Annotated in this window: 21 protein-coding genes; 10 read left to right on the forward strand and 11 right to left on the reverse strand. The window is 75.4% G+C overall.

Features of this window, described 5'->3' with window-relative positions; all coding sequences use genetic code 11:
* Window positions 1–83: 83 nt before the first annotated feature.
* The 4 genes from ACQEV1_RS03955 to ACQEV1_RS03970 all read right to left on the reverse strand — a co-directional run bounded on the left by ACQEV1_RS03955 (window position 84) and on the right by ACQEV1_RS03970 (window position 6,785).
* Complete coding sequence (locus ACQEV1_RS03955; protein ID WP_433391281.1) at window positions 84–4,424, reverse strand: FtsK/SpoIIIE domain-containing protein; 4,341 nt, start codon at window positions 4,422–4,424, stop codon at window positions 84–86.
* Window positions 4,425–4,433: 9 nt separating this feature from the next.
* Entirely contained in the window at window positions 4,434–4,691 is a 258-nt protein-coding gene (locus ACQEV1_RS03960; protein ID WP_285574821.1) for a WXG100 family type VII secretion target, read from the reverse strand.
* On the reverse strand, window positions 4,669–5,985 hold the full coding sequence (locus tag ACQEV1_RS03965) for an MFS transporter (RefSeq protein ID WP_433391286.1): 1,317 nt from the start codon (window positions 5,983–5,985) through the stop codon (window positions 4,669–4,671). The genes ACQEV1_RS03960 and ACQEV1_RS03965 overlap by 23 nt, the downstream gene beginning before the upstream one ends.
* Window positions 5,986–6,092: 107 nt before the next feature.
* Entirely contained in the window at window positions 6,093–6,785 is a 693-nt protein-coding gene (locus tag ACQEV1_RS03970) for a hypothetical protein (protein ID WP_433391289.1), read from the reverse strand.
* Between the two features lie 128 nt (window positions 6,786–6,913).
* Here ACQEV1_RS03970 and ACQEV1_RS03975 point away from each other — a divergent pair, with 128 nt between their 5' ends.
* A complete protein-coding gene (locus ACQEV1_RS03975) occupies window positions 6,914–9,373 on the forward strand; it encodes a hypothetical protein (RefSeq protein WP_433391291.1) in 2,460 nt (819 codons plus the stop codon).
* A 2-nt stretch (window positions 9,374–9,375) separates the two neighbouring features.
* On the opposite strand, the gene ACQEV1_RS03980 is transcribed toward ACQEV1_RS03975, so the two are convergent.
* The 4 genes from ACQEV1_RS03980 to ACQEV1_RS03995 are packed head-to-tail and all read right to left on the reverse strand — an operon-like array spanning window position 9,376 to window position 11,935.
* A complete protein-coding gene (locus ACQEV1_RS03980) occupies window positions 9,376–10,575 on the reverse strand; it encodes a hypothetical protein (protein ID WP_433391294.1) in 1,200 nt (399 codons plus the stop codon).
* Window positions 10,559–11,461: a hypothetical protein gene (locus ACQEV1_RS03985; protein ID WP_433391296.1), complete on the reverse strand. Its 903-nt coding sequence runs from the start codon at window positions 11,459–11,461 to the stop codon at window positions 10,559–10,561. Before ACQEV1_RS03985 ends, ACQEV1_RS03980 begins: the two co-directional genes overlap by 17 nt.
* A complete protein-coding gene (locus tag ACQEV1_RS03990) occupies window positions 11,458–11,754 on the reverse strand; it encodes a hypothetical protein (RefSeq protein WP_433391299.1) in 297 nt (98 codons plus the stop codon). Before ACQEV1_RS03990 ends, ACQEV1_RS03985 begins: the two co-directional genes overlap by 4 nt.
* On the reverse strand, window positions 11,741–11,935 hold the full coding sequence (locus ACQEV1_RS03995; protein ID WP_433391301.1) for a hypothetical protein: 195 nt from the start codon (window positions 11,933–11,935) through the stop codon (window positions 11,741–11,743). The genes ACQEV1_RS03990 and ACQEV1_RS03995 overlap by 14 nt, the downstream gene beginning before the upstream one ends.
* A gap of 314 nt (window positions 11,936–12,249) precedes the next feature.
* Between ACQEV1_RS03995 and ACQEV1_RS04000 the strand changes: the two genes are divergently transcribed.
* The 5 genes from ACQEV1_RS04000 to ACQEV1_RS04020 all read left to right on the forward strand — a co-directional run bounded on the left by ACQEV1_RS04000 (window position 12,250) and on the right by ACQEV1_RS04020 (window position 15,632).
* A complete protein-coding gene (locus ACQEV1_RS04000) occupies window positions 12,250–12,513 on the forward strand; it encodes a hypothetical protein (protein WP_433391304.1) in 264 nt (87 codons plus the stop codon).
* Window positions 12,510–13,358, forward strand: a complete 849-nt coding sequence (locus ACQEV1_RS04005) for a hypothetical protein (RefSeq protein ID WP_433391306.1) — start codon at window positions 12,510–12,512, stop codon at window positions 13,356–13,358. Before ACQEV1_RS04000 ends, ACQEV1_RS04005 begins: the two co-directional genes overlap by 4 nt.
* Window positions 13,343–13,558 (forward strand): hypothetical protein, encoded by a 216-nt coding sequence (locus ACQEV1_RS04010; protein WP_433391308.1) that lies wholly within the window; start codon window positions 13,343–13,345, stop codon window positions 13,556–13,558. Before ACQEV1_RS04005 ends, ACQEV1_RS04010 begins: the two co-directional genes overlap by 16 nt.
* Window positions 13,543–14,805 (forward strand): D-alanyl-D-alanine carboxypeptidase family protein, encoded by a 1,263-nt coding sequence (locus tag ACQEV1_RS04015; RefSeq protein ID WP_433391311.1) that lies wholly within the window; start codon window positions 13,543–13,545, stop codon window positions 14,803–14,805. The genes ACQEV1_RS04010 and ACQEV1_RS04015 overlap by 16 nt, the downstream gene beginning before the upstream one ends.
* Before the next feature lie 71 nt (window positions 14,806–14,876).
* Complete coding sequence (locus tag ACQEV1_RS04020; protein ID WP_433391314.1) at window positions 14,877–15,632, forward strand: metallophosphoesterase family protein; 756 nt, start codon at window positions 14,877–14,879, stop codon at window positions 15,630–15,632.
* Here ACQEV1_RS04020 and ACQEV1_RS04025 read toward each other — a convergent pair.
* A complete protein-coding gene (locus ACQEV1_RS04025) occupies window positions 15,629–16,165 on the reverse strand; it encodes a CGNR zinc finger domain-containing protein (RefSeq protein WP_433391317.1) in 537 nt (178 codons plus the stop codon). The two genes, ACQEV1_RS04020 and ACQEV1_RS04025, sit on opposite strands and share 4 nt — an antisense overlap.
* Window positions 16,166–16,244: 79 nt before the next feature.
* Between ACQEV1_RS04025 and ACQEV1_RS04030 the strand changes: the two genes are divergently transcribed.
* The 3 genes from ACQEV1_RS04030 to ACQEV1_RS04040 all read left to right on the forward strand — a co-directional run bounded on the left by ACQEV1_RS04030 (window position 16,245) and on the right by ACQEV1_RS04040 (window position 19,546).
* The gene (locus ACQEV1_RS04030) at window positions 16,245–17,471 is read left to right on the forward strand and encodes an MFS transporter (protein WP_285636992.1); all 1,227 of its coding nucleotides are present in this window, start codon (window positions 16,245–16,247) and stop codon (window positions 17,469–17,471) included.
* A gap of 81 nt (window positions 17,472–17,552) precedes the next feature.
* The gene (locus tag ACQEV1_RS04035; protein ID WP_433391320.1) at window positions 17,553–18,671 is read left to right on the forward strand and encodes a glycosyltransferase; all 1,119 of its coding nucleotides are present in this window, start codon (window positions 17,553–17,555) and stop codon (window positions 18,669–18,671) included.
* Window positions 18,668–19,546, forward strand: coding sequence for an SGNH/GDSL hydrolase family protein (locus ACQEV1_RS04040; RefSeq protein WP_285636987.1), 879 nt, complete (start codon window positions 18,668–18,670; stop codon window positions 19,544–19,546). Before ACQEV1_RS04035 ends, ACQEV1_RS04040 begins: the two co-directional genes overlap by 4 nt.
* On the opposite strand, the gene ACQEV1_RS04045 is transcribed toward ACQEV1_RS04040, so the two are convergent.
* Entirely contained in the window at window positions 19,540–21,039 is a 1,500-nt protein-coding gene (locus tag ACQEV1_RS04045) for an ArnT family glycosyltransferase (protein ID WP_433391323.1), read from the reverse strand. The genes ACQEV1_RS04040 and ACQEV1_RS04045 overlap by 7 nt on opposite strands.
* Window positions 21,040–21,107: 68 nt before the next feature.
* Window positions 21,108–21,719: an NAD(P)H:quinone oxidoreductase gene (gene wrbA / locus ACQEV1_RS04050; protein WP_285636981.1), complete on the reverse strand. Its 612-nt coding sequence runs from the start codon at window positions 21,717–21,719 to the stop codon at window positions 21,108–21,110.
* A 164-nt stretch (window positions 21,720–21,883) separates the two neighbouring features.
* Here wrbA and ACQEV1_RS04055 point away from each other — a divergent pair, with 164 nt between their 5' ends.
* A complete protein-coding gene (locus ACQEV1_RS04055; RefSeq protein ID WP_433391327.1) occupies window positions 21,884–22,645 on the forward strand; it encodes a hypothetical protein in 762 nt (253 codons plus the stop codon).
* The last annotated feature ends 6 nt before the right edge of the window (window positions 22,646–22,651 follow it).

Genomic DNA, 22,651 nt, shown 5'->3' on the forward strand with positions numbered 1-22,651 from the left:
AGGGGGTCGCCACCTCATCCATGTCGACGTCCGCCGGCGGCCGCACGAGCGCGCCGACCAAGGTATCGCAGGCATATGGCGGCTTAGAAGGATTCATGTGGATCACCCGCTTCGCCGTTCACCTGCGTGATCACCTGTACGGGCGTCGTCTCGCCGCGCCGGACCAGCAGGGCGCGCCCGGCCGGCCAGCCGCCGGACAGCGACCGTGGCAGCCGCAACCCGAACACCTCGCCGTCGACGTGCGTGGCCGGGTTGAGCAGCAGCCCGGAACGGGACCGGCGTACCGCCGCCAGCCAGCCGCGATACGGGTTGGCCAGCACGTCGTCGGTGGTGGCCGCGGCGACCAGCACCGAGCCGGTGTCCCGCGCCGTGCGGCAGAACGACTCCAGCGCGTCGGTCAGTGCGTGGTCGCCGAGCAGTTCCCCGTCGTCGACGACGAGCGCGACCGGGCCGGTGACGGCCGCGTCCTCCACCGCGAGCGCGATGTCGGCCGGCTCGCCGGTCAGCACGTCCAGCACGCCGGGCGCGCCGGCCAGGTCCCGCAGCGGCGACGGGCGCGGCGCGACCGCCAGCACCGGGAGGGCCAGGCCCGCCACGATCGCGGCCAGCGCGGTGGAACGGCCCGACCGCTGCGGCCCGCACACGAGGAAGGTGCCGCCGTCCGCCGTGAGGTCGACGTCGACCGGGCCGAGGTGGTCGCCGCCCACCGCGGGCGTGCAGACGGCCGGGCTCACCGGCCGCGCGACGGAGCGCAGCAGCTCGGCCTCGGCCGCGAAGATCCTGTCGGGGAGCGGGTCGACGCGGCGCGGCAGCCGCTCCGGCGGCACGTCCGCCCACGGGCCGGCGGGCAGGTCCGTGTCCCGGGCGACCTGCACCTCCTCGCCGGTCACCGTCCAGACGGCGCGGCCCGGCGGCATCCGGCGCGGCGTCGTCCGCGGGTCCAGGCCGAAGGCCGCGGCGTCGTCCGGCGTCGCCTGCCGCAGCACGAGCCGGGCCGCGACCGCCGAGGACACCCGGTGGTGGAACCCGGACCGGTCCGTGGTCAGCACCATCGTCACGCCCGCGCCCGGGCCGGTCCGCAGCAGCTCCTCCACGCGGTCGACCAGGCGCCCGCCGTCGCGTTCGGCGTAGCGGGCGAAGAACGCCTCGAGGCGGTCGAGCAGCACGACGACGTACGGCAGCCGCTCCTCCTCCGAGGCCGCGGCGCGCTGCTCGGCGAGCGACCCGTGGCCGCCCGCCGCGAGGACCCGCTGCCGTCGCGTGACCTCGGCGTGCAGGGCGGCCAGCAGCCGTTCGACGCGCGCCGGGTCGGCGCCGTCGACCACGGCGCCGCAGTGCGGGAGAGCGGTCAGCGCGGCGAGCGCCTGGTTGCCGCAGTCCAGCGCGTACAGGTGCAGGTCGGCGGGTGACGACGCGCGGGCCAGCGACGCCGCGAGAGTGCGCAGGGCGGTGGAGCGCCCGGCCCGCGCCATCCCCGCGATCGCGACCGGCCCGGTGCGCTCCAGGTCCAGCACGAACGCTTCCTGCGCCTGCGCGGACGGCCGGTCGGCCAGCCCGATCACCCCGGCCTCGCCCGGCAGCGCGGACAGGGAGACGTGCTCGGGCAGCGGCGGCAGCCACGGGCGCGACGGCGCGGGGAGGCCTGCGGCGGCCTCCCGTACGGCCGCGACCAGGTCGGTCAGGTCCGTACGCGCGGCGTTCTCCTCCACCGGGACGGCCTCGGCGACCGGCCGGCCGAGGGTCTCGACGCGACGGAGCGAGACCCGTACGGGCGGCCGGGCGGTGTCCGTCTCGGCGCGGGGCCGGCCCACGCGCGCGGCCTGGAACGCCACCGGCTCTCCGTGGCCCGTGCGCACGTAGGCGCGGCCGGGCCGGCGTACGGGGATGCGGGCGGCGTCGGGGACGTCGATGACGTCGAGCGACTCGGACGTCGCCGTCACCCGCAGGCAGATCCGCAGGTTGAGGTTGGCGCGCAGGTCGGCGGTGACCACGCCGCCCGGCCGCTGTGTGGCCAGGACGACGTGGACGCCGAGGCTGCGGCCCCGCATCCCGATGCCGACGACCCCGGAGACGAAGTCGGGCAGTTCCTCGACGAGGGAGGCGAACTCGTCGACCACGATGACAAGCCGCGGCAGGCGCGCGCCGGTCCGCGCCCAGTAGTCCTCGATGTCCTTGGCCCCGGCGCCGGCGAACAGCCGCTCCCGGCGGCGCAACTCAGCGGTCAGCGAGTCCAGGGCCCGGCCGACGAGATGCCCGTCGAGGTCGGTCACGAGCCCCACGCAGTGCGGCAGGTCCGCGCAGGCGGCGAACGCGCTGCCGCCCTTGTAGTCCACCAGGACGAAGGTGAGCGCGTCGGGCGTGTTCGTGGCGGCGAGCGAGGCGACCAGCGTCTGCAGCAGTTCGGACTTGCCCGAGCCGGAGGTACCGGCGATCAGCGCGTGCGGCCCGTCGCGCCGCAGGTCGACGCTCACCGGGCCCGCCGGCCCGGCGCCGAGGAGCACGGTGGTGCAGCGGCCGTCCGGGTTCGCCGCCCAGCGGTCGCGGATCGCCGCGGGCGTGACCGGGGACAGGCCCGCGACGTCGAGCAGGTCCACCCGGTCGGGCAGCGCCGCGTCGCCGCCGCGTTCGCCGAGCAGCCGCAGCGGCGCGAGCGCCCGGGCCGCCGCCTCGGCCGCGTCCGCGACGAGCCCGTCGGCGAGCACGTCCTCCACCGGCGTGCGGCCGGTACGGCGAAGGGTGACCCGGGACCCGGCGGAGGTGGTCGCGACGAGCGTCGCGCCGCACTCGTCGGCGAGCGCCGTCTCGTCGGTGTCGACGCACAGCACGCGCACGCCGACGGCGGGTCCGGTGGCGAGCAGCTCGCCCAGCCCGGCCAGGTCGCGCAGCCGCCGCGCGCCGTCGAGCACCACGAGCAGCGCGCGGCCCGGCGGCGGGCCCTGACCGAGCGCGCTGCGCTGCTCGGCGAGGCGCTCGTCCACGAGGCGGCGCAGCTCGGTCAGCCGCGCCTCGGCCTGCGCGGCGTCCGTCGCGACCATGCGCGTGCAGGCGAAGGCCGACGAGGCGGGCAGCGTGTGCGGCAGCCAGGTCGCCCACTCCCAGTCGGCCGCCGTGTCCCGGCCGGTGATGAGCACCAGGCCCAGCTCGGCGGGCGAGTGGAGCACGGCCGCCTGCACGATCAATGCCCGCGCGGCGGCGAGCGTCATCGGCCGGGGGCCGGCGACGCCCAGCACCCCGGCGTCGGCCACGTCCACCGTGACCGGCACGTCGCGTACGGCGGGCGGCTCGGGCCGCGTCGTTTCGGCGGCGCGGACCGGCGCGGCGGGATCGGGTCGCAGCACCAGGCGCGCCGGGCGGGACGCCAGCCCCACGCGCAGACGCAGGAAGTCGGGGTCGCCCGGCCGCCGCTGCCACAACGTGGCGGCCGGATCCGCACCGCCCGCACCGGTGCGCCGGACCAGGGCGGACGGGTCCGGGTACGCGGCGCGCTCGGCGCTCTCCTCGGCGGCCACGGCCGCCTCCAGCTCCGTCTCGAACGCGGCCCGCGCCCGTTCGTAACCGGCCCTGGCCCGCGCGTACTCGCGCCGTCCCGAGCGCCGGTCGCCGACCACCGTGGCGACGGCCATCAGCGGCGACAGCGCCATCATCGGCAGCAGGTAGGCCGCGTACCCGCCGGGGACGACGAAGTACAGCGCGCCGCACAGCAGCAGCGGCAGCAGCGTCGCCGCCCAGGGCAGCCGGAAGCCGCCCGGCCGCTCCGGCTCGGCCGGCACGACCAGCTCGGGCAGCCGCTCGGGCACCCGGATGCGCGGCGGCCGGTTGAACAGCCGGGTCCCGCCGGCCGGGTCCGGCACCACCTCGGCGTCACCCGCGACGGGCACCCGTACCGCCAGGACCGATTCGCCGAGGCCGACCACCTGGTCCGCGCGCAGGTGCAGCGGTCCGTCGAGCCGCCACGCGCCGAACCGGATGCCGTTGACCGACCCGGCGTCGGTGACCGTCGCGCCGCTGCCGTCCTCGGCGGCGAGCAGCCGGGCGTGCGACCGGCTCACCTCCGGGTCGGGCAGGAGCAGGCCGCCGCACGCCGCCCGCCCCACCGGCACGGCGTCGCCCGGCGTGAGCCTGCACGTGATCCCGGCGTGCAGGCCGCCGACCACGGCGGCCTCCAGCCCCGTGCCGCCGCCGGCGGGCACGGTCGCGCCCGCGCCCAGCGTGCCGAACGTGACGGTCGTGCCGCTGACCAGCCCGGTCAGCGGCGCGGCGTCGTCGAGCGGCACGGGTGGTGAGCCGGCCGTGATCGGCGCGTCGGCCGGTCCCACCAGGTCCTCGATCGCCCGGCGCAGGTCGCCGACGGTCGCCCCCTCGTCGGCCTCGACGGTCATCGCGACGGCCCGGCCGCCGGTGTGCGCCACCAGGTCGAGGTCCACCGCCGTTCCTCAGTTGGCGGCGTGGTCGATCGCGTTCCGGCGGCGCTCGACCTCCTGCGCCGCGTCGGTCAGCTCCGCGGCCATGGTGTCCAGGGCCGGGCGGAACTGGCTCTCCCACACCTGCCGGAAACGGTCCGCCGCGCCACCGGTCCAGGTCGTGGTGTGGATGAGCGTGCTCAGCGCCTGCTTGAGGTCGTGGACGTCGTGGCTGCACGTGCCGAGCCGGCGGGACAGTGCCTCCAGCTCAGGCAGATCCGCCTGGATCATCGGTGTCTCCTCGGGTCGGTGCGGGCCCTGCGTCCCGCGACGCCACCGAAGCTAGAGCCGGCTCCGCCGGAGCGGAATCGGAAGACCTCCCCAAGGCGCCCTCCCGGCGGGGCAGCAGCAGAGGCGTGGCCAGCAGGAACACGCCCGCGATCCCGATCGCGACGCGGGGACCGGTCAGGCCGGCCAGCAGGCCCCACAACGCGGTCAGCGCCGCGATGGTGGCGTTCTTCGTCACCGTCCAGGCGGACAGCACCCGGGCAACGCGGTCCGTCGGCGCGAGCTCCAGCCGCCGGGTGGCGAGCACCGGGTTGTACACGCTGAGGCAGGTGATCAGCCCGAACTCGACGACCATGACGAGGGCCAGCCCGGCGACTCCGGGGCCGATGAAGGCCAGCCCGACCGGCCAGCACGCCGCCAGCGTCCCGGCGACCAGCACGACCCTCCGCCGCCCGTACCGGGCCACGATCCGGCGGGACAGCCGGGAGCCGACGAGCCCGGCGGTGCAGGGCACCGCGAACGCCAGGCCGTACTGCCATAGGGGGAAGCCCAGCCGGTCGACCATGAGGACGGTCAGCAGGGGTTCGGTCGCGAGGATCAGGCCGCCGACCAGGCTGGAGTGGAGGAACAGCGCCCGCAGCTCCGCGTGGGTGAGGATGTACCGCCACCCGTCGAACAGGTCGCGGGCGCGCGGCCGTGCCGTCTCCCGCCGCGCGGGCGGCGGCTCGTCGCCGCCCATCGCGCGGATGCCCAACGCCGACAGCAGGTAGCTGACCGCGTCGGCCACCACGGTCGTCACCGGGCCGAGCAGCCCGATCGCGGCACCGCCGAGCGGCGGCCCGATCATGGTGGCGGTCCACGTCGTGGACTCGAACCGCCCGTTCGCGACGAGGAGGTCCTCCGGCCGCACGACGGCCTTGAGGTTCGCGCCGCTCGCCGCCCGGAACGCGATGTCGCACGCCGAGACGACGATCGACACGACGAGGAGCTGGACGAAGGTGAGCAGGCCGAGCGCGTACGCGGCCGGGACGCTCAGCATCGCCGCGAACCGGGCCAGGTCCATCGCGACCATCACCGGCCGCTTGCGGCGGAACTCCACCCAGGGTCCGAGCGGCACGGCCACCGCCGCGCCCACCGCCATCCCCACGGCGGCCAGCACGGACACCTCCGGCGGCCCGGCGTGCAGCACCCGGAGCGCGATCAGCGGAAACGCGTTGAACGCCAGCCACGTGCCGACCGTGCTGACCGCGAACGCCGTCCACAACCACCGGAACTCCCGGCCCAGCGACCGCCTCATCCCGACCTCCCCCGCATCGACCGAGGCGATCCAACAGCGCGCGACCCGCCGGCGGCAAACAACCGCGGGGTGTGGGGCCACAGCCGCCGGTTGTGCGGCCCGGTCGGTCAGGGGGTCTTGCCGATGAGGCGCAGGTCGTCCGGCGTGATCAGCTTCGTCGTGAGGGCGTACTCGGCGAGCGCGCTCAGGGCGTTCCAGCCCTGGAGGTTCGGCACGCCGGCGTTGGTCAACCGGGTCCGGATGTACTCCACGCGCTTGACGAGCGTCGTCCGTGGCCAGCCGAGCCGGCTCGCCGCCGCCTCGTACGAGCGGGGGCTCGGGTCGTAGCGCGGTCCCTCGTGCAGGTACCCGGCGAACAGGGCGACCAGGGCCAGCCGGTCCCGGTCGTTGATCACCACGTCCTGCCCGGCCGCGGTCGGCAGGCCGGTCACCGCCTCGCCGGGCCCGCCGGCGACCGGGTCCGGGCCCTGGAGGACCAGCTCGTGCGGGCCGCCGGTGCCGTCCACGATGACGCGGACCCGGCCCTCGACGGCGTCGCGCTGCCCCGGCGCCAGCACCCGGCGCAGACCGGGCCCGTCGACGACGGAGAACGGCCGGCTGGAGCTGCGGTTCGACACGAACCACACCTCGCCGACCCGCTCGATCTCGCCGGCCAGCCGGGAGATCGCGGCGTCGCCGGAGTCCAGGCAGAGGGTGCAGCTCTCGGCACGGCCGAACGTGAAGGTGTCACCGGGCGCGAGGCGGTACGTCGATCCGTCCGCCTCGATCGTCAGGCCGCCGTCGTCCGCGCTGGACTCCATCCGTCTCCTCCGCACTTCACCCGTATGGCCACGGCCGGTCATTTGGGAAAGGTGTGCCATTCAGCAAATACCTTCCCGTTTATAGTCTTGCCGCCCGGTGGCAGAAATCGGTTCAGAGGGGGAAATTGGTGAGAGGACTCCGCCGCCCCACCTGGCTGCGTCTTCCCTCGGGACCGGCCGGCCGCGCCGGTTCGGCGCTGATGGCCGTGACGCTGCTGGTCACGGTGCTGGCGGTCAGCACCGGTGTCGGCTATTCGGTCGCCCGCCCGCTGCTCGGCGACGGTTCGGCGTTCCTGTCCCGCGGGCACACGGTCGCGCACGTCAACGGTGAGACGGGCAAGTCCGACGCCCAGACCGCCATCGAGCTGGCCACCGGATCCGAGCCGATCCAGACCGTCCGGCTGCCCGACGGCCGCGTGGCCGTCGTCAACAAGACCACCGGAACCGTCACCATCCTCGACGGCTCCACGATGGCGCCCACCGGCCCTCCGATGCCGAACCCGGACGGCGGCACCCAGCTGGAGGCGCTCGCCACCGACTCCTCCGGCTACCTCGTGGACAAGAAGGGCGGCACCATCACCGAGCTGGCCCCGCCGGGCAAGCCCGCGGCCCCGGTCGTCTCCGTCGGGACGGGCATCCTGGACGCCGTCCCCGCCGGTGACTCGGTCTGGGTGCTCACGAGCGCGGCGCAGGTCGTCGAGGTCGCGGACGGCCGTGTCCGCCGCACCGTACGCCTGGGCGAACCGGTCTCCGGGATCACCGTCGCCGACGGGCACCCGGTCGCGGTGACCGGCGCCGGCAAGGCGTACGTCGTGGACTCCGACCGGCCGCACGCGATCGGCGACCTCGGCGTCGCCGGCTCCGGCGTCGTGCTCGGCTCCTGGCGGGGCGCCGGCCGGTACGTCCTGGCGGTCGACCGGACGAGCGGACGCGTCGGCGTCCTCGACCCGCGCACCGGCCGCACGACCCGCGCGACGCTGCCCGCCGGGCCGAGCGCGCGGCTCGACGCCCCGGTCGTGCTCGGCGGCGACGTTTACGTGCCCGACTACGCCAAGCCGCAGCTCTGGCGCGTCGACGCCGCCTCCGGCCGGGTCGGCCGGCCACTGACCGTGCCCGGCCGCCAGGGTGACGCGTTCGACCTCACCGTGAGCGGCGGCCACGTGTGGGCCAACAGCCAGTACGACCGCCGCGCTCTCATCGTGGACGGCGACGGGCGGGACCACACCGCCGACAAGGGCGCCGGACCGGACGTACGGGACTCCCAGTCCGACCGCGAGCCGGCCCCGACCACGACGCCGCGCCCAGGCGAGGGCCCGTCCGGGCCGCCGAGCCCCCGTGACAGCGACGCCTCCGCCCCGCCCGACCGGCCGTCGCGGCAGAAGCCGACGCCGCTGAAGGCGCCCTCGGTGATCGGGCTGTCCCGGCAGGCCGCCTGCCGCCTGATCGGCCAGGCGAAGCTCACCTGCGTACGGCGCACCGACGCCACGCCGGTCGTCGATCCGGACCAGTTCGCCGTCGTGTCCACGCAGGACCCGGAACCCGGCGCCGTACCGGACGGCAAGAAGGTCACCATCACCTACCCGGACCGGTTCACGGTGCCGTCGGTGCTCTCCCAGACCCAGGGTGAGGCCTGCGCACGGCTCAAGGCCTTCATGATGAAGTGCCAGGCCACGATCGGCGCGGCCGCGACCGGCGCACACCGGCCGGGCGAGGTGTACCAGCAGACGCCGCCGGCCGGCACCGAGGCGGGCGAAGGCGCGGTGGCCCGGCTCGTCTACTACAGCGGCACCGGCACGACGCACGACTACAAGGGCCAGAGCGTCGACGCCGCCTGCGGGCAGGTGCAGGCCGACGGGTTCGCCTGCACGCGCAAGGAGGGCGCCACCGCGGCCGGCACCGGGCAGCAGCCCGGCACCGTCTACGACCAGGACGTGCCGCCGAACACCAGGCGGAACATCAAGCAGCCGATCACGCTGACCTACTACAGCGCGAACAACACGCTGCCGAGCTACGTCGGCGGCAGCCCCGGCTCCGCCTGCGCCGACATCACCGCACGCGGCTTCACCTGTCAGAAGACCGAGCAGCCCTATCCGTCGACGGACAAGGTCGAGGCGCAGGACCAGCCCGCCGGCACGTACCCGATCGGCACGACGGTCACCATCCACTACTCGCCGTGGGCGCTCGTCGACTACTGGATCTACCAGAAGAACGACGCCGACGTCTGGGTGCTGCGCCCGAAGGGCGACATCCCCGCCGGGTACGGGCACCAGGCGTTCCACGTCGGCCTGGCCTACAAGGCCGGGGAGAACATCCCCGCGCCGCAGGCGATCAACGGCTTCACCTGTACGACGGGCCCCAGCCACTGCAACGGCCTTGACGTCAACCACTTCTACTCCCGGATCGGCGCGTACCAGGACTGGACCGGGCCGAGCCCGGCCGCGACGTTCATGGACTGCGGGGTGAGCGGCACGACGCCGATCTACCGGGTGTGGAGGGACGCCGGCGGCGCACGCCTGTACGGCATCACCAGCGACCCCGCGTCCTGGGGCGCGGAGGACAACGAGCGGCTGGGCTGCGTCTGGCCCTGACCTCAGCCGAGGGTCAGGGTCAGGTCGTGCCAGACGTCGGCCGCGGTCGTACGGGCCAGCGCGACCGGCGTCTCGCCTGCCGGCAGTTCGCTCGTCAGCGCGGCGGGCAGGCCGGTCCGTACGTGCCAGAGTCCGCTCGTGGCGTCGATGATCTCCAGCCGATTCGAGGCCCAGTCCAGCTGCCAGCGGCGTACGAGGCCGCGGACCAGATCGGCCAGCCGCGCGGCGTCGTCAGCGGGCAGCTCCCGGTCGTCCAGCGCCGTACGGACCGCGGCCTCGTCCGGGCCGGACAGTGCGAGGAGGCGGTCGAGCGCGGGGCGCGTGGTGATCAGCATCCGCCGGTCGGCCGGCGCCGGACGCGGGCCGAGCCGCGTGGTCGCGGCGATCCAGAGCGGCAGGAGTGAGGCGGGCAGGTCCTCGGCGGCGGTGTCGTCCGGCCGTATCCGGGCGGTGGGGCCACGCCGGGTGAGGACCCAGGTCTGCGCCGTCGCGACGGTCGGCCGGGGTTCGGCGGTGTGGTCCGTTGGCACCTGGGCGGTGGGGCCGTGCTGGGTGAGGATCCAGGTCTGCGCCGTCGCGACGGTCGGCCGGGGCTCGGCGGTGTCGTGTGTTGGCACCTGGGCGGCGGGGCAGTGCTGGGAGAGCTTCCAGGTGTTCACCGGCGCGATGGTCGGCCGGGCCTCGGCCGCCGGGTCGGCGTTCCCGCCGGGTTGGGGCGGGCGGCCGGCCATCGCCCGCCGCGCGGCGGCCCGTTCGGCGGCGTAGCGCTGCGCCGGGCAGACCCAGCAGGTCACCTCGCCGCCGTGCAGCAGGGTCTCGATGGCGACGCCCTCACCGTCCGGGGCGACGGCCGCGTGCAGGAACCGCACCGACCCGCGCCGTGCGTCCCTCGGGCCGGTCGTGACGTCGATCGGCAGGACACAGGTGAATCGCGTCGTCAGGCCCGCGGTGACGTCGGCGAGAAGCGCCTCCGGCGTCGCGCCGGGCAGGGACGGCACGGCGGCGCGGACGATGGCCGCCGCCGCGTCGACGCGTTCCCAACGGGCCTGCCGCGGGTCACAGACCGACGACACCTTGTGCGTGACGGGGCTGATGCGGTGTCCGACCGTGTGCGCGGTGTCGTCTCCGAGGTGCTGCGCCTCGTCGGGCGCGGCGTCGGTGCGTTCCCAGCGGGCCTGTCGCGGGTCAGAGGCCGACGACACCGAGGGCCTTGTGTGCGACGGAGCTCACGCCGTGCCCGACCGTGCCTCCGACGTGCCCGACCGCGTGCGCGGCGTCGCCTCCGACGTGCTCCACCTCGTTGGCGGCGTCGGCCGCCGCGTCACCGATCCGGTTGGACACCCCGAACCTGCCGTCCAGCAGCGTCCAGGCCGAACCCGCGCCGAAGCCGACGAGCGTGCCCAGCGGCCCGGCCGCCGAACCGAACGCCGCGCCCGACGCGGCCCCGGCGAGGACCGACACGCCGGTACCGGTGGCGATCGAGGCGGCGGTGCGCCCGACCTTCTGCTCGGCGGACAGCCGGGGATCACGGAGGTTGGAGTAGGCGGTCAGCGCCCAGCCCGCGCCGGTGACCGCGCGCCCGCCGGCCGAGGCCGTACGGGCCAGCGCGGCCGGGACGCCCCGGGTGGCGCTCGCCTCCTCCGCCGCGACGGCGCTGGTGCGGAAGGCACGCCAGGTACCCGCCTTGTACGTCTCGCCCGCCGCCCGGCCCTCGCGTATCTCCCGGGCCGCGACACCCCAGCTCATCGACGTGCTGAGAGTCTGCATCGAGAAGGCGCGGAAGTGCAGGCCCAGCAGGCGCAGCCCCCATCCGGCGCCCGCCAGAAGGGGCGCGTCGGCGAGCCGCGCCGCCGCGACCCGCCGCCGTAGGTCCTCCGGCACGCCGGCGAGCCCCCGCGCCCGCGCCCGCAGATCGCGCGCGCCCGCCATGGCGGTGGTCGTGACCCGCGCGGCGAGCACGGGAGGGACGCCGGCCGGCACCGCGACGCCGTCCAGCCCACGGGCCACGTCCTCCAGGAGGGACACCAGCTGCTCGACCTGCGGTACGCCGCGCCACATGGCCTCGGCGTCGACCGAGAGCACCGTCATGGGGTGTGCCTCCTCACCCAGGCGCGCTGGTCCGCTTCCAGGGTGTGCGCGGCGTGGTCGAGGGAGGCGGCCCAGGCACGCAGATCGCCCGCCGTACGACCGGCGTCGTGAACGGCCGCACCGAGCAGCGAACGCACGTGCGTGGCCGCCGGCCCGCGCCACCCGGCCAGCGCGGGAGCCGGCACGGCGGTCAGCCGCCCGGCCATCCGCCGCAGGTCCGCGGCCAGTGCGCGGATCGCTTCGGGGTCACCGTCGGGGTAGGGGGCTGTGCCTGTCGTGTCACCGGTCGTCATCGTTCACCCTGTTCCGCGAGGTGTGCGTCGCGCGCTGCCCGGCCGGCGCGGGAGCCGGCATGGCGGTCAGCCGCCCGGCCATCCGCCGCAGGTCCGCGGCCGGCGCGTGGATCGCTTCGGGGTCACCGTCGGGGTACGGGCTCGCGCAGGGAGGGGTGCCTGTCGCGTTACCGGTCGTCATCGTTCACCTGTTCCGCGAAGTGTGCGTCCCGCGCCGCCCGGTCAGTGCGGGAGCCGGTACGGCGGTCAGCCGCCGCAGGTCCGCGGCCGGCGCATGGATCGCTTCGGGGCCACCGTCGGGGTACGGGCCCGCGCAGGGAGGGGTGCCTGTCGCGTTACCGGTCGCCATCGTTCACCTCTTCCGCGAAGAGCGCGTCCCGCGCCCTGGCTCGGTTCCGCACGCTAACCGCCCGGCGGAACGGCGGATATGGGAAACCCTTTCCATTCCCCGGGTGCGCGACGTGCCCGCAGACTCGGCGTACCGGGAGGTGACCCATGGGCACAGGGCACGCCGATCAGGCGGTGTGGGCCGACGCCGAAGCGCGGATCCGGGCCGAGATCCGGCGGCTCGACGACATCGTCGACGACCTTCGTTCCGGCACCGCGCGCCTGCACTGGCAGGGACCCGGCGCGGGCCGGTTCCGCTGGCGTACCGACCGTCGCGTCCGCGAACTCCACGATCAGCGGGCGACGCTCACGCTGCTGCTGTCACTGTGCGGTCGCGCGGGTGCGGCGGTGCGGACGGGGGAGAAGAAGTGACGCGAGTGACGGCGGACGGTCTGCCCGGCGCGGGCCGGAGAGAAGAAGTCATGCGGGTGACGGGGGATGGCCTGCCCGGGGCGCTGTCCTCGGACGAGTTGTGCGCCGCCGCGTGGCTGGCCGGGCGCGCGCCGCTTCCGGCGTTCGCGAGCGGATGGGCGTCGGAGGAGCACGGCGTCGCCGCGGCCGTGGCCGTGCGGGGGCTGCTGGCGCGCGGGCTGGCCGAGCCCGGACCCAGGCTCGCGTCGGCCGTCCGAGGGGCGTTGGACCCGCTGCTTCACCCGGACACGATGGTCGAGGTACGGCGCGACGAGGGCCCGGCCGGCCGTCGCCGCCACGTGTTCGGGGAGTCCGGCGACCGGCGGTTGCTGGCGGCCGAGTCCGTTCCGTCCATCTGGGAGCTGGCGCCGATCGAGGAGCCGATCGGCGCGGCCGCGTTGGCCGTCGCCGAGCCGCTCGTCCCGCGTACGGATTCCGCGCGCACCGGTGAGCGTCTGGTGGCGAGCGCGCGGCTGCTGGCACGGGTCGACGCGCTGCTCGCCCAAGGCGCCGGGCTCGGGGACGAGGGCACCGGCGGAGCACTCACGACCGTCCTGTCCGAGGCGCGAGTACTGGTCACGGTGCGCACGACCGGCCCGGCCGCCCACACGGCGGCGGCGATCACCTGGCTCGACGCGGGATCGGCCGGGCTGTGGCTCATCACGCCGGAGGAACGCGGTGACGCCGACGATGTGGCAGATCTCGCCTACGCGCTCACCGCCACCGGCGGCGAGACCATCCGGGACGCGCTCGCCGGCCTCCTCGGGTCGTCAGTGCCGAAGGAGGAGCCGTGTCCCACGTCCTGACGTCGAGGTGGACCGCCGTAGTCATGCGGCTCGACGCCGGACCGGCCGGGCTGGGGATCATCACCCCCGATGAGCGCGGCGACGCCGATGACGTGGCAGATCCCGCCTACGCGCTCACCGCCACCGGCCACGAGGCCGTACGCGACGCGCTTGCCGGTGGGGCGTCCGCGTCGAAGGAGGAGTCGTGTCGCACGTCCTGACCCCGAGGCGGATCGCCCAGCAGGCTTACGACGCCGGGTTCCGCGGGTCGGCGCTCGCGACGGCCGTCGCGGTCGCGCTCGCCGAGTCCGGTGGGGATCCGCACGCGCACAACGCCGTGCCGCCGGACGACTCGTACGGGCTGTGGCAGGTCAACATGATCGGCTCGCTCGGCCCGGACCGTCGGCGGGCGTTCCACCTCAAGTCGGACGCCGCGCTGTTCGACCCGGCCGTGAACGCTCGTGCCGCCTGGTCGATCTCCGGTCAGGGCACCTCCTTCCAGCCCTGGTCGACGTACACGAACGGGGCTTACCGGGCCCATCTGCCCGCCGCGCGGGCGGCGGTCCGCGCGGTGAGCGGCGACGTGAAGAAGCCGACCGCGCACCCCGCGCCGACGCACGGCCGGGTCGTGCTCGACCTGGCCGAGCTGAGCCGGCTCGCCCGTCTCTTCGAGGACTCCGCCGCGCGGGTCGAGCACACCCGTCTCGCCCTGCGGCGGCTCGCCGCCGACGTCGAACCGGCCCGTGCCCGGCTGGCCGATCCCGCGCTCGCCACGCTGGTCACCAACGTGCTGACCGCGCTCGACGCGCCGACCCAGCTGCCGCTCGTCGCGGAGCGGTTGCAGCGCCAGGGCACGTACGCCGCGAAGGTACGGCGGCTCGCCGAGCGGGCCGACGGCGGCGACGGGAAGTGGAGCGCGGCCGACGCCCGCCGCTTCGTCGCGAGCATCGGGCCCACGACCGACCCGTACGAGCGGGCGGTCAAGGAGGCGCTGCTCGGCGGCGTCATCGTGCGCGGCGGGCACCTGGCCGGGCGGATCGGCGGCCACGTGTCGCCTTCGCGCGATACGGGCACGCGCCTGCCGGATCCGGGCGTCGGCGGGCTCAAGAACGGCCGCGTGCCGCCGAGCCGTCTCGGACCCGTGGGTGACGGCGAGACGATGACCAGGGTCGCCGCGGGCCGGTTCCGCAGGATGGACGCGGCGGCGCGCGCCGCAGGACTGGACCTGCGGGTGAACTCCGGCTATCGCACCTACGCCGAACAGGCGCGGCTCTACGACGCCTACGTGCACGGGCGCGGCAACCTCGCCGCCGCGCCCGGCGAGAGCACGCACGGCCTCGGCCTGAGCGCCGACATCGACGTCCGCGACCCGCGCACTCTGGCCTGGCTGCGCGCGCACGCCGCGACCTACGGCTTCGTCAACGACGTGCCGAGCGAGAGCTGGCACTGGACCTACCGGCCGCACTGATCGTTCAGCCCTCGGTGAATCCGCCGCCGCGCGCCCTCGCGAACGGACAGGATCAGAGATAAGGAGGCATCATGCGCGTCGCGGTTCTGTCCGACATCCACGGCAATCTTCCCGCGCTCGAAGCGGTGCTCGCGGAGGTCGAGACCTGCGGGGCCGACGCGATCGTGCTGAACGGCGACATCGCGACCGGGCCGATGCCCGCCGAGACGCTGGACCGGCTGGCCGCGCTGGGCGAGCGCGCCGTCTGGGTCCGCGGCAACGGCGAACGCGAGGTCGCCGACGCCTTCGACGGCACGCTCGCCCCCGGGCTGCCCGACGTGGTCCGCCGGACGGCGGAGTACTGCGCGACCCGGCTGGAGCGGCGGCACCGGGCCCTGCTCGCGGACCCGCCGCTGTCCGTCACGCTGGAGGTCACCGGGCTGGGAGCCGTACGGTTCTGCCACGCCACCGCGCGCGACGACGCCGAGTTCATCCTGGTCGACTCGCCGCTGGACCGGTACCGCGAGGCGTTCGCGGGCACGGACGAGCCGACCGTCGTGCTCGGCCACACCCACATGCCCTTCGACCGTCTCGCGGACCGTCGCCGGTTCGTCAACCCGGGCAGTGTCGGCATGCCGTACGGCGCGGGTCCCGGTGCGCACTGGGCCCTGCTCGGGCCGGACATCGTGCTGCGGCGCACGGCCTACGACCTGGAGGCCGCCGCGCGGACGTTCCGCACCGAGGCGGCGGACTGCCCGGGCCTCGCCGAGTTCATCGCCGAGAACCTCCTGACCGTGCACTCCGACGCCGAGGCCCTGGCGGCCTTCTCCGGCGCGGCCGGCACCTAACGGCTCGTCTGGCGCCGGCGGTAGGCGGCCGACTTCGAGCGGTTTCCGCAGGCGGTCATGCCGCACCAGCGGCGGCGGCCCGCGTGTGAGGCGTCCAGGTAGAGGCGGCTGCAGTCGGGGTGTGCGCACTCACGGATGCGGCCGGCGTACGGGCCGGCGAGCAGATCGATCGCGTCGCGGGCGAGCGTCGACAGCGCCTGGGAGAGGTCGCCCTCGTGGCGTACGGACCCGTCGGCCAGGCGCGGCACCAGCGGCGGACGGGTGGCGGTGGCGTTGAGCGACGCGACGTCGCCGGGCGCCGGGGCCGTGGCCGTCAGGGCCGCACGACAGAGGCGATGGATCGTCTCGCGCAGCTCCCGGGTCTGCTCAAGGCCGGCGTCGTCGACGTCCACCGGCCCGGTCAGCCCGGCCTGCGCGATCCAGTCACGCACGTCCGACGGGGTGTTCAGCGTCTCGACCGGGTGCTCGCGGTGGCGTACCTGAAGTGTCGTCGTCAGGTCCAGGCACGGCCGGCCGCTCAGGAAGAAGAACACATCACCATATTGACCGGTGACGCGGTCACGGGGCAAGGTGGGCGTCACCGGTCAATGAGGTGACGCGAGGAGGTGCCGGGTGGCGATCGCCGAGCGGGCGACCGAGCGTCGGCGAGGCCGTGCCGCCGGGCTGGTGCGCTATCTGGTGGCGGCGGCCCTGGTCCGCGGCGCCGACTCGGGCGCGTCAGTGGGACTGGTCCTGCTGGCCGTCGACCCGGGCACCGGACTGGGCGACGGCGCTCCCGCGGCCGGAGGCGTCCTCGCCGCGGCGCTGAGCGCTCCCCACCTGCTGGGCCCCTGGACGGCCCGCCGCCTGGAGCGGGCGCGGGACGCGCGGCGGCTGCTCGCCGGGGCGTACCTCCTCTACGCCGCCGCGCTCGCGGCCGGCGCGGTCGCGCTGGGCCGGCTCCCGCTCGCGCCGGCGGTCGGCGCGGTCGCCGTGGCGGGCTGCTGCGGACCGCTGCTGACCGGCGGCCTGAGCAGCAGACTGCCCGCGATCGTCGGCGGGCGGGCGGATGGGCGGCCGCAGGGGTGGGACGCGCTGACCTACAGCATCGGCGGGACGGCGGGGCCGGCCGTCGTGGCGGGGCTGGCCGCGCTCTCCGGGCCGCTGTCCGCCGTCTTCGGCCTCGCCGGTGCGGCGGCGGCCGGCGCCGTCCTCACGCTGACGCTGCCGCGCGGACCCGCCTCCGGCCGCACCCGCGTCCCGGACGGGGCGTACGGCATGCGGGCCGGGCTCCGCGTCCTCACCGCGCACGCCGGGCTGCGGCGGGTGACCATCATGACGCTGCTCTCCGCGCTGGCGCTGGGCGCCCTGCCGGTGATCGCCGCGCTGTTCGGCCCGCACCTCAGCGACCGGCCGGGCGCGGGCGCGACGCTGACCGTGGCGCTCGGGCTGGGCAACCTCGCCGGCGCGCTGCTCGTCACCGTCTTTCCGCTGCGCGCGGATCCCGACGCCCTGGCCCGGCGGCTCTTCACGCTGCTGGCCGTCGCGACGGCGCTGTGCGCCGCCGCCCCGGCGTACGGGTTCGCCCTGGCCGGGTTCGCCTTCATCGGGGTCGGCATCGCCACGTCGTTCACCGCCACCCTCGCCGCGCGCACGCGGTACGCGCCGCCGTCGGCGCACGCCCAGGTGTTCGTCACCAGCGCCGGGCTGAAGATCGCGGTGTCCTCCGCCGGCGCGGCTCTCACCGGGATCGCGGCCGGGCTCGGCGGGCGCGTCCTGCTCCTGCTCGCCGCCGCCGTCACAGCCTCCGCCGTGCTCGTCGCCCTCGCCGACCGCGTGTTCACCGAGCGGGCGTCCTGAAAGCCGCGCCGTCGGACAAGATTCGCGTTCCGGTTACGCGGGGTTGCGGCGCAGGTCGGTCGCCCGGGCGATCGTACGAGCGTGGGAGGCGTCAGAGTGGTGCGGCTGGCCAATGCCGTCGCGCCCCATTCCGGTGGCCTGCGGACCGCCCTGCGGGAGCTCGGCGCGGGCTACGTGCGGGCCGGGCACGATCCGGTGCTGATCATGCCCGGTCCGCGGCACCGGGACGAATGGAACGAACAGGGGCGGATCATCACGATCCCCGGACCGCTCGTGCCCGGCACCGGCGGCTACCGGGTCATCACCGCCCGCCGGAGGCTGCGGCGGCTGCTGGAGAAGCTGGAGCCGGACCGGCTGGAGGTCTCCGACCGTACGACCCTGCGGTGGACCGGAGAGTGGGCGGCCGCGCACGGTGTCCGGTCGATGATGGTCTCCCACGAGGGGCTCGACGGGCTGCTGCGCCTGCTCGGGCCGCCGGGACTGCCCGCGGAGCGGCTCGCCGACCGGATGAACCGCGCCACCGCCGATTCCTACGACGTCGTCGTCTGCACCACGAGGTGGGCCGCCGCGGAGTTCCGTCGGCTGGCCGTGCCGAATGTCGTCCGCGTGCCCCTCGGCGTCGACCTGGAGACCTTCTCACCCGACCGGTACGACGCGAGGCTACGGTCCGCGCTGGCCGGGCCCGGCGGGCCGCTGCTGGTGCACTGCGGCCGGCTGTCGCCGGAGAAGCGGCCCGACCGGCCGATCGGCGCGCTGGCCGAGCTGCGCCGCCGGGGCGTGCCGGCCACGCTCGTCGTGATCGGCGACGGCCCGCGGCGTCGATCACTTGAGGCGAAGGCGGACGGGCTGCCGGTACGGTTCCTCGGCCACGTGGCCGACCGCGTCCTGCTCGCCCGGCTGCTCGCCACCGCCGACGTCGCCGTCGCGCCCGGCCCGGTCGAGACGTTCGGGCTGGCCGCGCTGGAGGCGCTCGCCGCAGGCACCCCGGTCGTCGTGAGCGGCGAGAGCGCGCTGCCCGAGGTGATCGGGTGCGCCGGGCTCACGGCCGAGGACGACCCGGTCTCCTACGCCGACGCGGTCGAACGGCTCCTGGCCCGGGACCCGTCGCGCCGCCGACGCGTCGCCCGCGAACAGGCGACGCGTTTCGACTGGCAGACCGCGGTCGACGGGTTCCTCCGGGCGCACGGAACTCCGCGATGAGGGGCACCCCGGAGCCGGTGCGGTTCGCGGCGCTCGGCGACTCGGTGACGGTCGGCCTCGGCGATCCGCTGCCGCAGGGCGGCTGGCGCGGCTGGGCGGTGTTGCTGGGCCAGGCGATCGCGCCGCCCGGCGGCCTGGCGCTGGACAACCACGCACGCTGCGGCGCCCTGGTCGAGGACGTGGTCACCGACCAGCTTCCCCGCGCGCTCGCCCGGCGGCCCGCGTACGCCTCGGTGCTCGTGGGCGTCAACGACACCCTGCGCAGCGACTTCGCGATCGCGCCGATCGCCGCTCGCCTGGAGCGGACCGTCGTGGCGTTGCGCCGGTCCGGCGCCGTGGTGCTCACCGCGAGCCTGCCCGACCCCGGCCGGATGCTGCGGGTCCCCGAGGTCGTCCGCCGGCCGCTGGCACGGCGGATCCAGGCGGTCAACGCGGTCGTCGGGCACCTCGCGTCCGCGTACGAGACGGTCCACCTCGACCTGGCCGGGCACCCGTCCCTGTACGACCCGGCGATGTGGGGCGTCGACCGCATCCACCCGAGCGAGCGCGGGCACCGGCTCCTGGCCGGCCTGTTCGCCGACGGCCTGGCCGACCGCGGTGTGCCGCTGTGGCGGCTGCCCGAACCCGAGCCGTCCAACCCGCCGCCGAGCCTGCGCGCCCAGGCGCACTGGCTCGCCACCGAGGGAACCTGCTGGATGGCCCGCCGCGCGCGCGACCTGCTGCCCGGCCTGACCCGGCTGGTGCTCACCGAGGCCTGGCACCGGCTCCGCGACCAGACCGTACGGCTCGACGAGCGGGTGCACGCCGAGCTCGCCCAGGTGCTGCCGTCGCTCGCCGGTGATTACCGACGCGAGCCGGTGGCCGGTCCTCAGTAGTAGTGCCGCAGGCGCGGCCAGATCACCGACCAGGGTGCGGTGGTGCCGGAGCACAGGTCGACGTGCGCGCCCCGCTCCTCGTTGTCGGTGCCGGTGTCCACGCGGCTCCCGGCCCGGCAGCCGGTGAAGTACCGGCCGATGTTCCGGTCGCCGTCCTGGTACACCAGCACCACCGGGCCGGTCGCGGAGTCCGGCGGCGGTCCCCAGTCGAAGTCGCTCATGTGGCCCGAGTACGGCACCGGCAGGCCGTGCCGCGGCCCGTACCGCGCGATCGCCCCGTGCTCGCCGTAGTTCTCCGCGAAGATCACCGCGTGGGCACGCTCCGCCGGAGGGATCGCGGACCACTGCGTCGCGACGGCCGAGGTCAGCGCCTGCCAGCCGACCTGCTCGCCCTGTTCCTTGTTGATCCCGTTCACCGCCGACAGCGCGCTCGTCGGCAGCAGCGGCAGGGTGACGAGCGCGGACGTGGCGGCCGCCAGGACACCCGCGACCGCGACGACGGCGGTACGCGGGCGGCCGCGCGTCCACCGCGCCAGCGGCTCGCAGCCGGCGGCGGTCAGCACGAGGAGCACCGGAAGTGCGTAGTACGGCTTGCCGCCGGACGCCAGGACGAGGACGCAGAGCACCGGGTACGCCACGACCATCGCGCGGGCCCACCGCAGCTCCGGGTCACGCCACAGACGCCGGATCCCGGCGATCCAGACCGGGACGAGGAACGGCGACAGGTAGACGATCTGCATCGGCACGAACAGCACGCGGTTCTCCGCGCCGTCGTCGGCGCTGATGCCCCCGGCCACGGTGAGCTGCGGCCAGCCGTGCGTGGCCTGCCACCACAGGTTCGGCGCGGCGATGACGGCCGCGACGAGCACTCCGATGACCGGCCACCGGCCGCGCAGCGCGCCGCGCGGCCCGACGGCGAGCACCGCGAGGAGCAGGGCGGCCGCGAGCATGCCGACCAGATACTTGTTCAGCAGGGCGAGCCCCACGACGACCCCGAGCCCGAGCCACCGGCGGCCGCCGCCCGTACGCATCAGCCCGAGCGCCAGCCACGCGACCAGCAGCCAGGCGAGCAGGTCGAACGTCGTCGTCGAGACCATGTGCCCGACCGCGAGGACGAACCCGGACACCGCCGCGGCCAGCGCGGCGAACACCTGCGCCCGCCGTCCCCCGTTCAGCTCCCGTGCGATGAGCGCGGTGACCAGCACGCCGGCGGCGGACGCGAGAGTCGCGACGACGCGCAGCCCGGCGGGGGTGTCCCCGAACAGCGCCGTGGCGGCCCTCGCGACGAGCGGCGTCAGCGGCGGCTGGTCGACGTACCCCCACGCGGGATGCCCGCCGGCGACGAGAAAGTACAGCTCGTCACGGTGGAAGCCGTACCGGGGGGACAACGCGCTGAGCACGGCGGCGAGCCCGACGACCACGACCGCCACGGGCCCGGTCGCGAACCCGGGCCGCCCCGCGCCGACCGGCGTCCTCGCCCGTACGGTCGTCATGCCGCGACCTTCCCAACACGTCCGCACCGGCGCAACCCCGAAATTCGGCCTACTCCGGCAAATCCGCGTCAGGCGGCGCGGCCCGCCTTGAGCGACGCGGCGGTGTCGACGACGCGACGGGCCTGGTGCCGGGCCGCCCGCAGGACCACCTCGCCGGGCGGACCGTCGCCGGCGACGTGGGAGGTGCCGTAGGGATTGCCCGACTGGAACTGGACAGGGTCGGTGTAACCGGGTGGCACGATGATGCCGCCCCAGTGGTAGAAGGTGTTCCCCAGCGCCAGAAGGGTGGACTCCTGCCCTCCGTGGGCGGTGTTGGAGGCGGTGAACGCCGAGTACACCTTGTCCGCGAGCTTGCCCTGGAACCACAGCGGACCGGTGGTGTCGAGGAACGCCCTGAGCTGGCCGGCCGGGTTGCCGAAGCGGGTGGGGGTGCCGAACAGCATCGCGTCGGCCCACTCCAGGTCGTCGAGGCGGGCCTCGGCGACGTCGGCGGTGTCCCGTACGTGCTCGGCCCAGGCCGGGTTGGCGCTGATCGCCTCCGGCGGGGCCACCTCGGCGACCTTGCGCAGCCGCACGTGCGCACCGGCCTTCTCCGCGCCCTCGGCGGCGGCTCGCGCCAGGGCGTGCACCGTGCCGGTGGCGCTGTAGTAAATGATCGCGACGTTGACCGGTTCCAACATCGGTTTCCTTCCTTCGCGGTTCGTCTCCGCACTACGACGACACACCCGCTCGGAATGTGAGGCGGACGCGGTCCCGCGGGTGCGCGTTCCGGTGAGCCGGAACGCACCGCGCCGGCCCGTACGGTGCGAGGGCAACGCTCATCGGCAGGCATGTGAGGCGCCACGTGACGCAGCAGGACCCCTCCCAAGAGACGGTCGACCGCTGGGCCTTCGCCGAGACGGTCGAGTCCGACGTGCGCAGACCGGGCGTACGGCTCGGGCCGGCGCTCGGCGCGGCGGCGGCCGCCGCCGTCGTGGTCGTCGCCGCCGCCGTGATCCCCCAGATCAAGAAGGACCCGCTGGGCACGGCGCGAGGTCCGGCGACGACGGCCGGGCAGGCTCCGGCGGGACAGGCGTCGATGGCCCCCCAGCAGACACCGCAGAGCGGAGGCGGCGATCTCACCTACGCCAACCACGCGATCGCCGGCCCCGGCGGCGCGTGCTGCTCGACGTCGGGCGGCGCGTGGTCCCCGGCCGCGAGCGGCGGCTACCCGGAGTACACCGGGCCGGTGCGCACCACCACCGACCGGAACGCCTGGTACGAGTGGAACCTCGGCCGGCCGGCGGGCGGCGCGCGGTGGGACCAGATCAAGGTCCGCCTGTGGATCCCGCAGGCCCAGGCCGGCGCGTGGGTGCGGGTCACGGTCACCTCGACCGCGGGGAGCGCGTCGAACGTCGCGACCTTCGACGTGGCGGAACAGGAGTACCAGGGCTGGTACGAACTGCCCGCGACCTTCACCATCGGCACACCGGACCGCCGCACCGGCTCGGCGTGGGTGAAGATGACCTACCTGCGCCCGTACACCGACCAGGCGGCCGCCCAGACCTGCGCGGACGACTCCTGCGACCGCATGGCCGCCGCGCAGGCCGAGTTCCTCTGGAGCTGAGGGGAG

It is taken from the genome of Actinoallomurus sp. CA-142502 (assembly GCF_050936355.1).
Lineage (GTDB): Bacteria > Actinomycetota > Actinomycetes > Streptosporangiales > Streptosporangiaceae > Actinoallomurus > Actinoallomurus iriomotensis.

Excerpts from the sequence above, each read along its gene's own strand:
- ACQEV1_RS03960 (WP_285574821.1), bottom strand. The coding sequence starts at position 4,691 with ATGATCCAGGCGGATCTGCCTGAGCTGGAGGCACTGTCCCGCCGGCTC.
- ACQEV1_RS03965 (WP_433391286.1), bottom strand. The coding sequence starts at position 5,985 with ATGAGGCGGTCGCTGGGCCGGGAGTTCCGGTGGTTGTGGACGGCGTTC.
- ACQEV1_RS03970 (WP_433391289.1), bottom strand. The coding sequence starts at position 6,785 with ATGGAGTCCAGCGCGGACGACGGCGGCCTGACGATCGAGGCGGACGGA.
- ACQEV1_RS03985 (WP_433391296.1), bottom strand. The coding sequence starts at position 11,461 with ATGACGGTGCTCTCGGTCGACGCCGAGGCCATGTGGCGCGGCGTACCG.
- ACQEV1_RS03990 (WP_433391299.1), bottom strand. The coding sequence starts at position 11,754 with ATGACGACCGGTGACACGACAGGCACAGCCCCCTACCCCGACGGTGAC.
- ACQEV1_RS03995 (WP_433391301.1), bottom strand. The coding sequence starts at position 11,935 with ATGACGACCGGTAACGCGACAGGCACCCCTCCCTGCGCGAGCCCGTAC.
- ACQEV1_RS04000 (WP_433391304.1), top strand. The coding sequence starts at position 12,250 with ATGGGCACAGGGCACGCCGATCAGGCGGTGTGGGCCGACGCCGAAGCG.
- ACQEV1_RS04020 (WP_433391314.1), top strand. The coding sequence starts at position 14,877 with ATGCGCGTCGCGGTTCTGTCCGACATCCACGGCAATCTTCCCGCGCTC.
- ACQEV1_RS04040 (WP_285636987.1), top strand. The coding sequence starts at position 18,668 with ATGAGGGGCACCCCGGAGCCGGTGCGGTTCGCGGCGCTCGGCGACTCG.
- ACQEV1_RS04045 (WP_433391323.1), bottom strand. The coding sequence starts at position 21,039 with ATGACGACCGTACGGGCGAGGACGCCGGTCGGCGCGGGGCGGCCCGGG.
- wrbA (WP_285636981.1), bottom strand. The coding sequence starts at position 21,719 with ATGTTGGAACCGGTCAACGTCGCGATCATTTACTACAGCGCCACCGGC.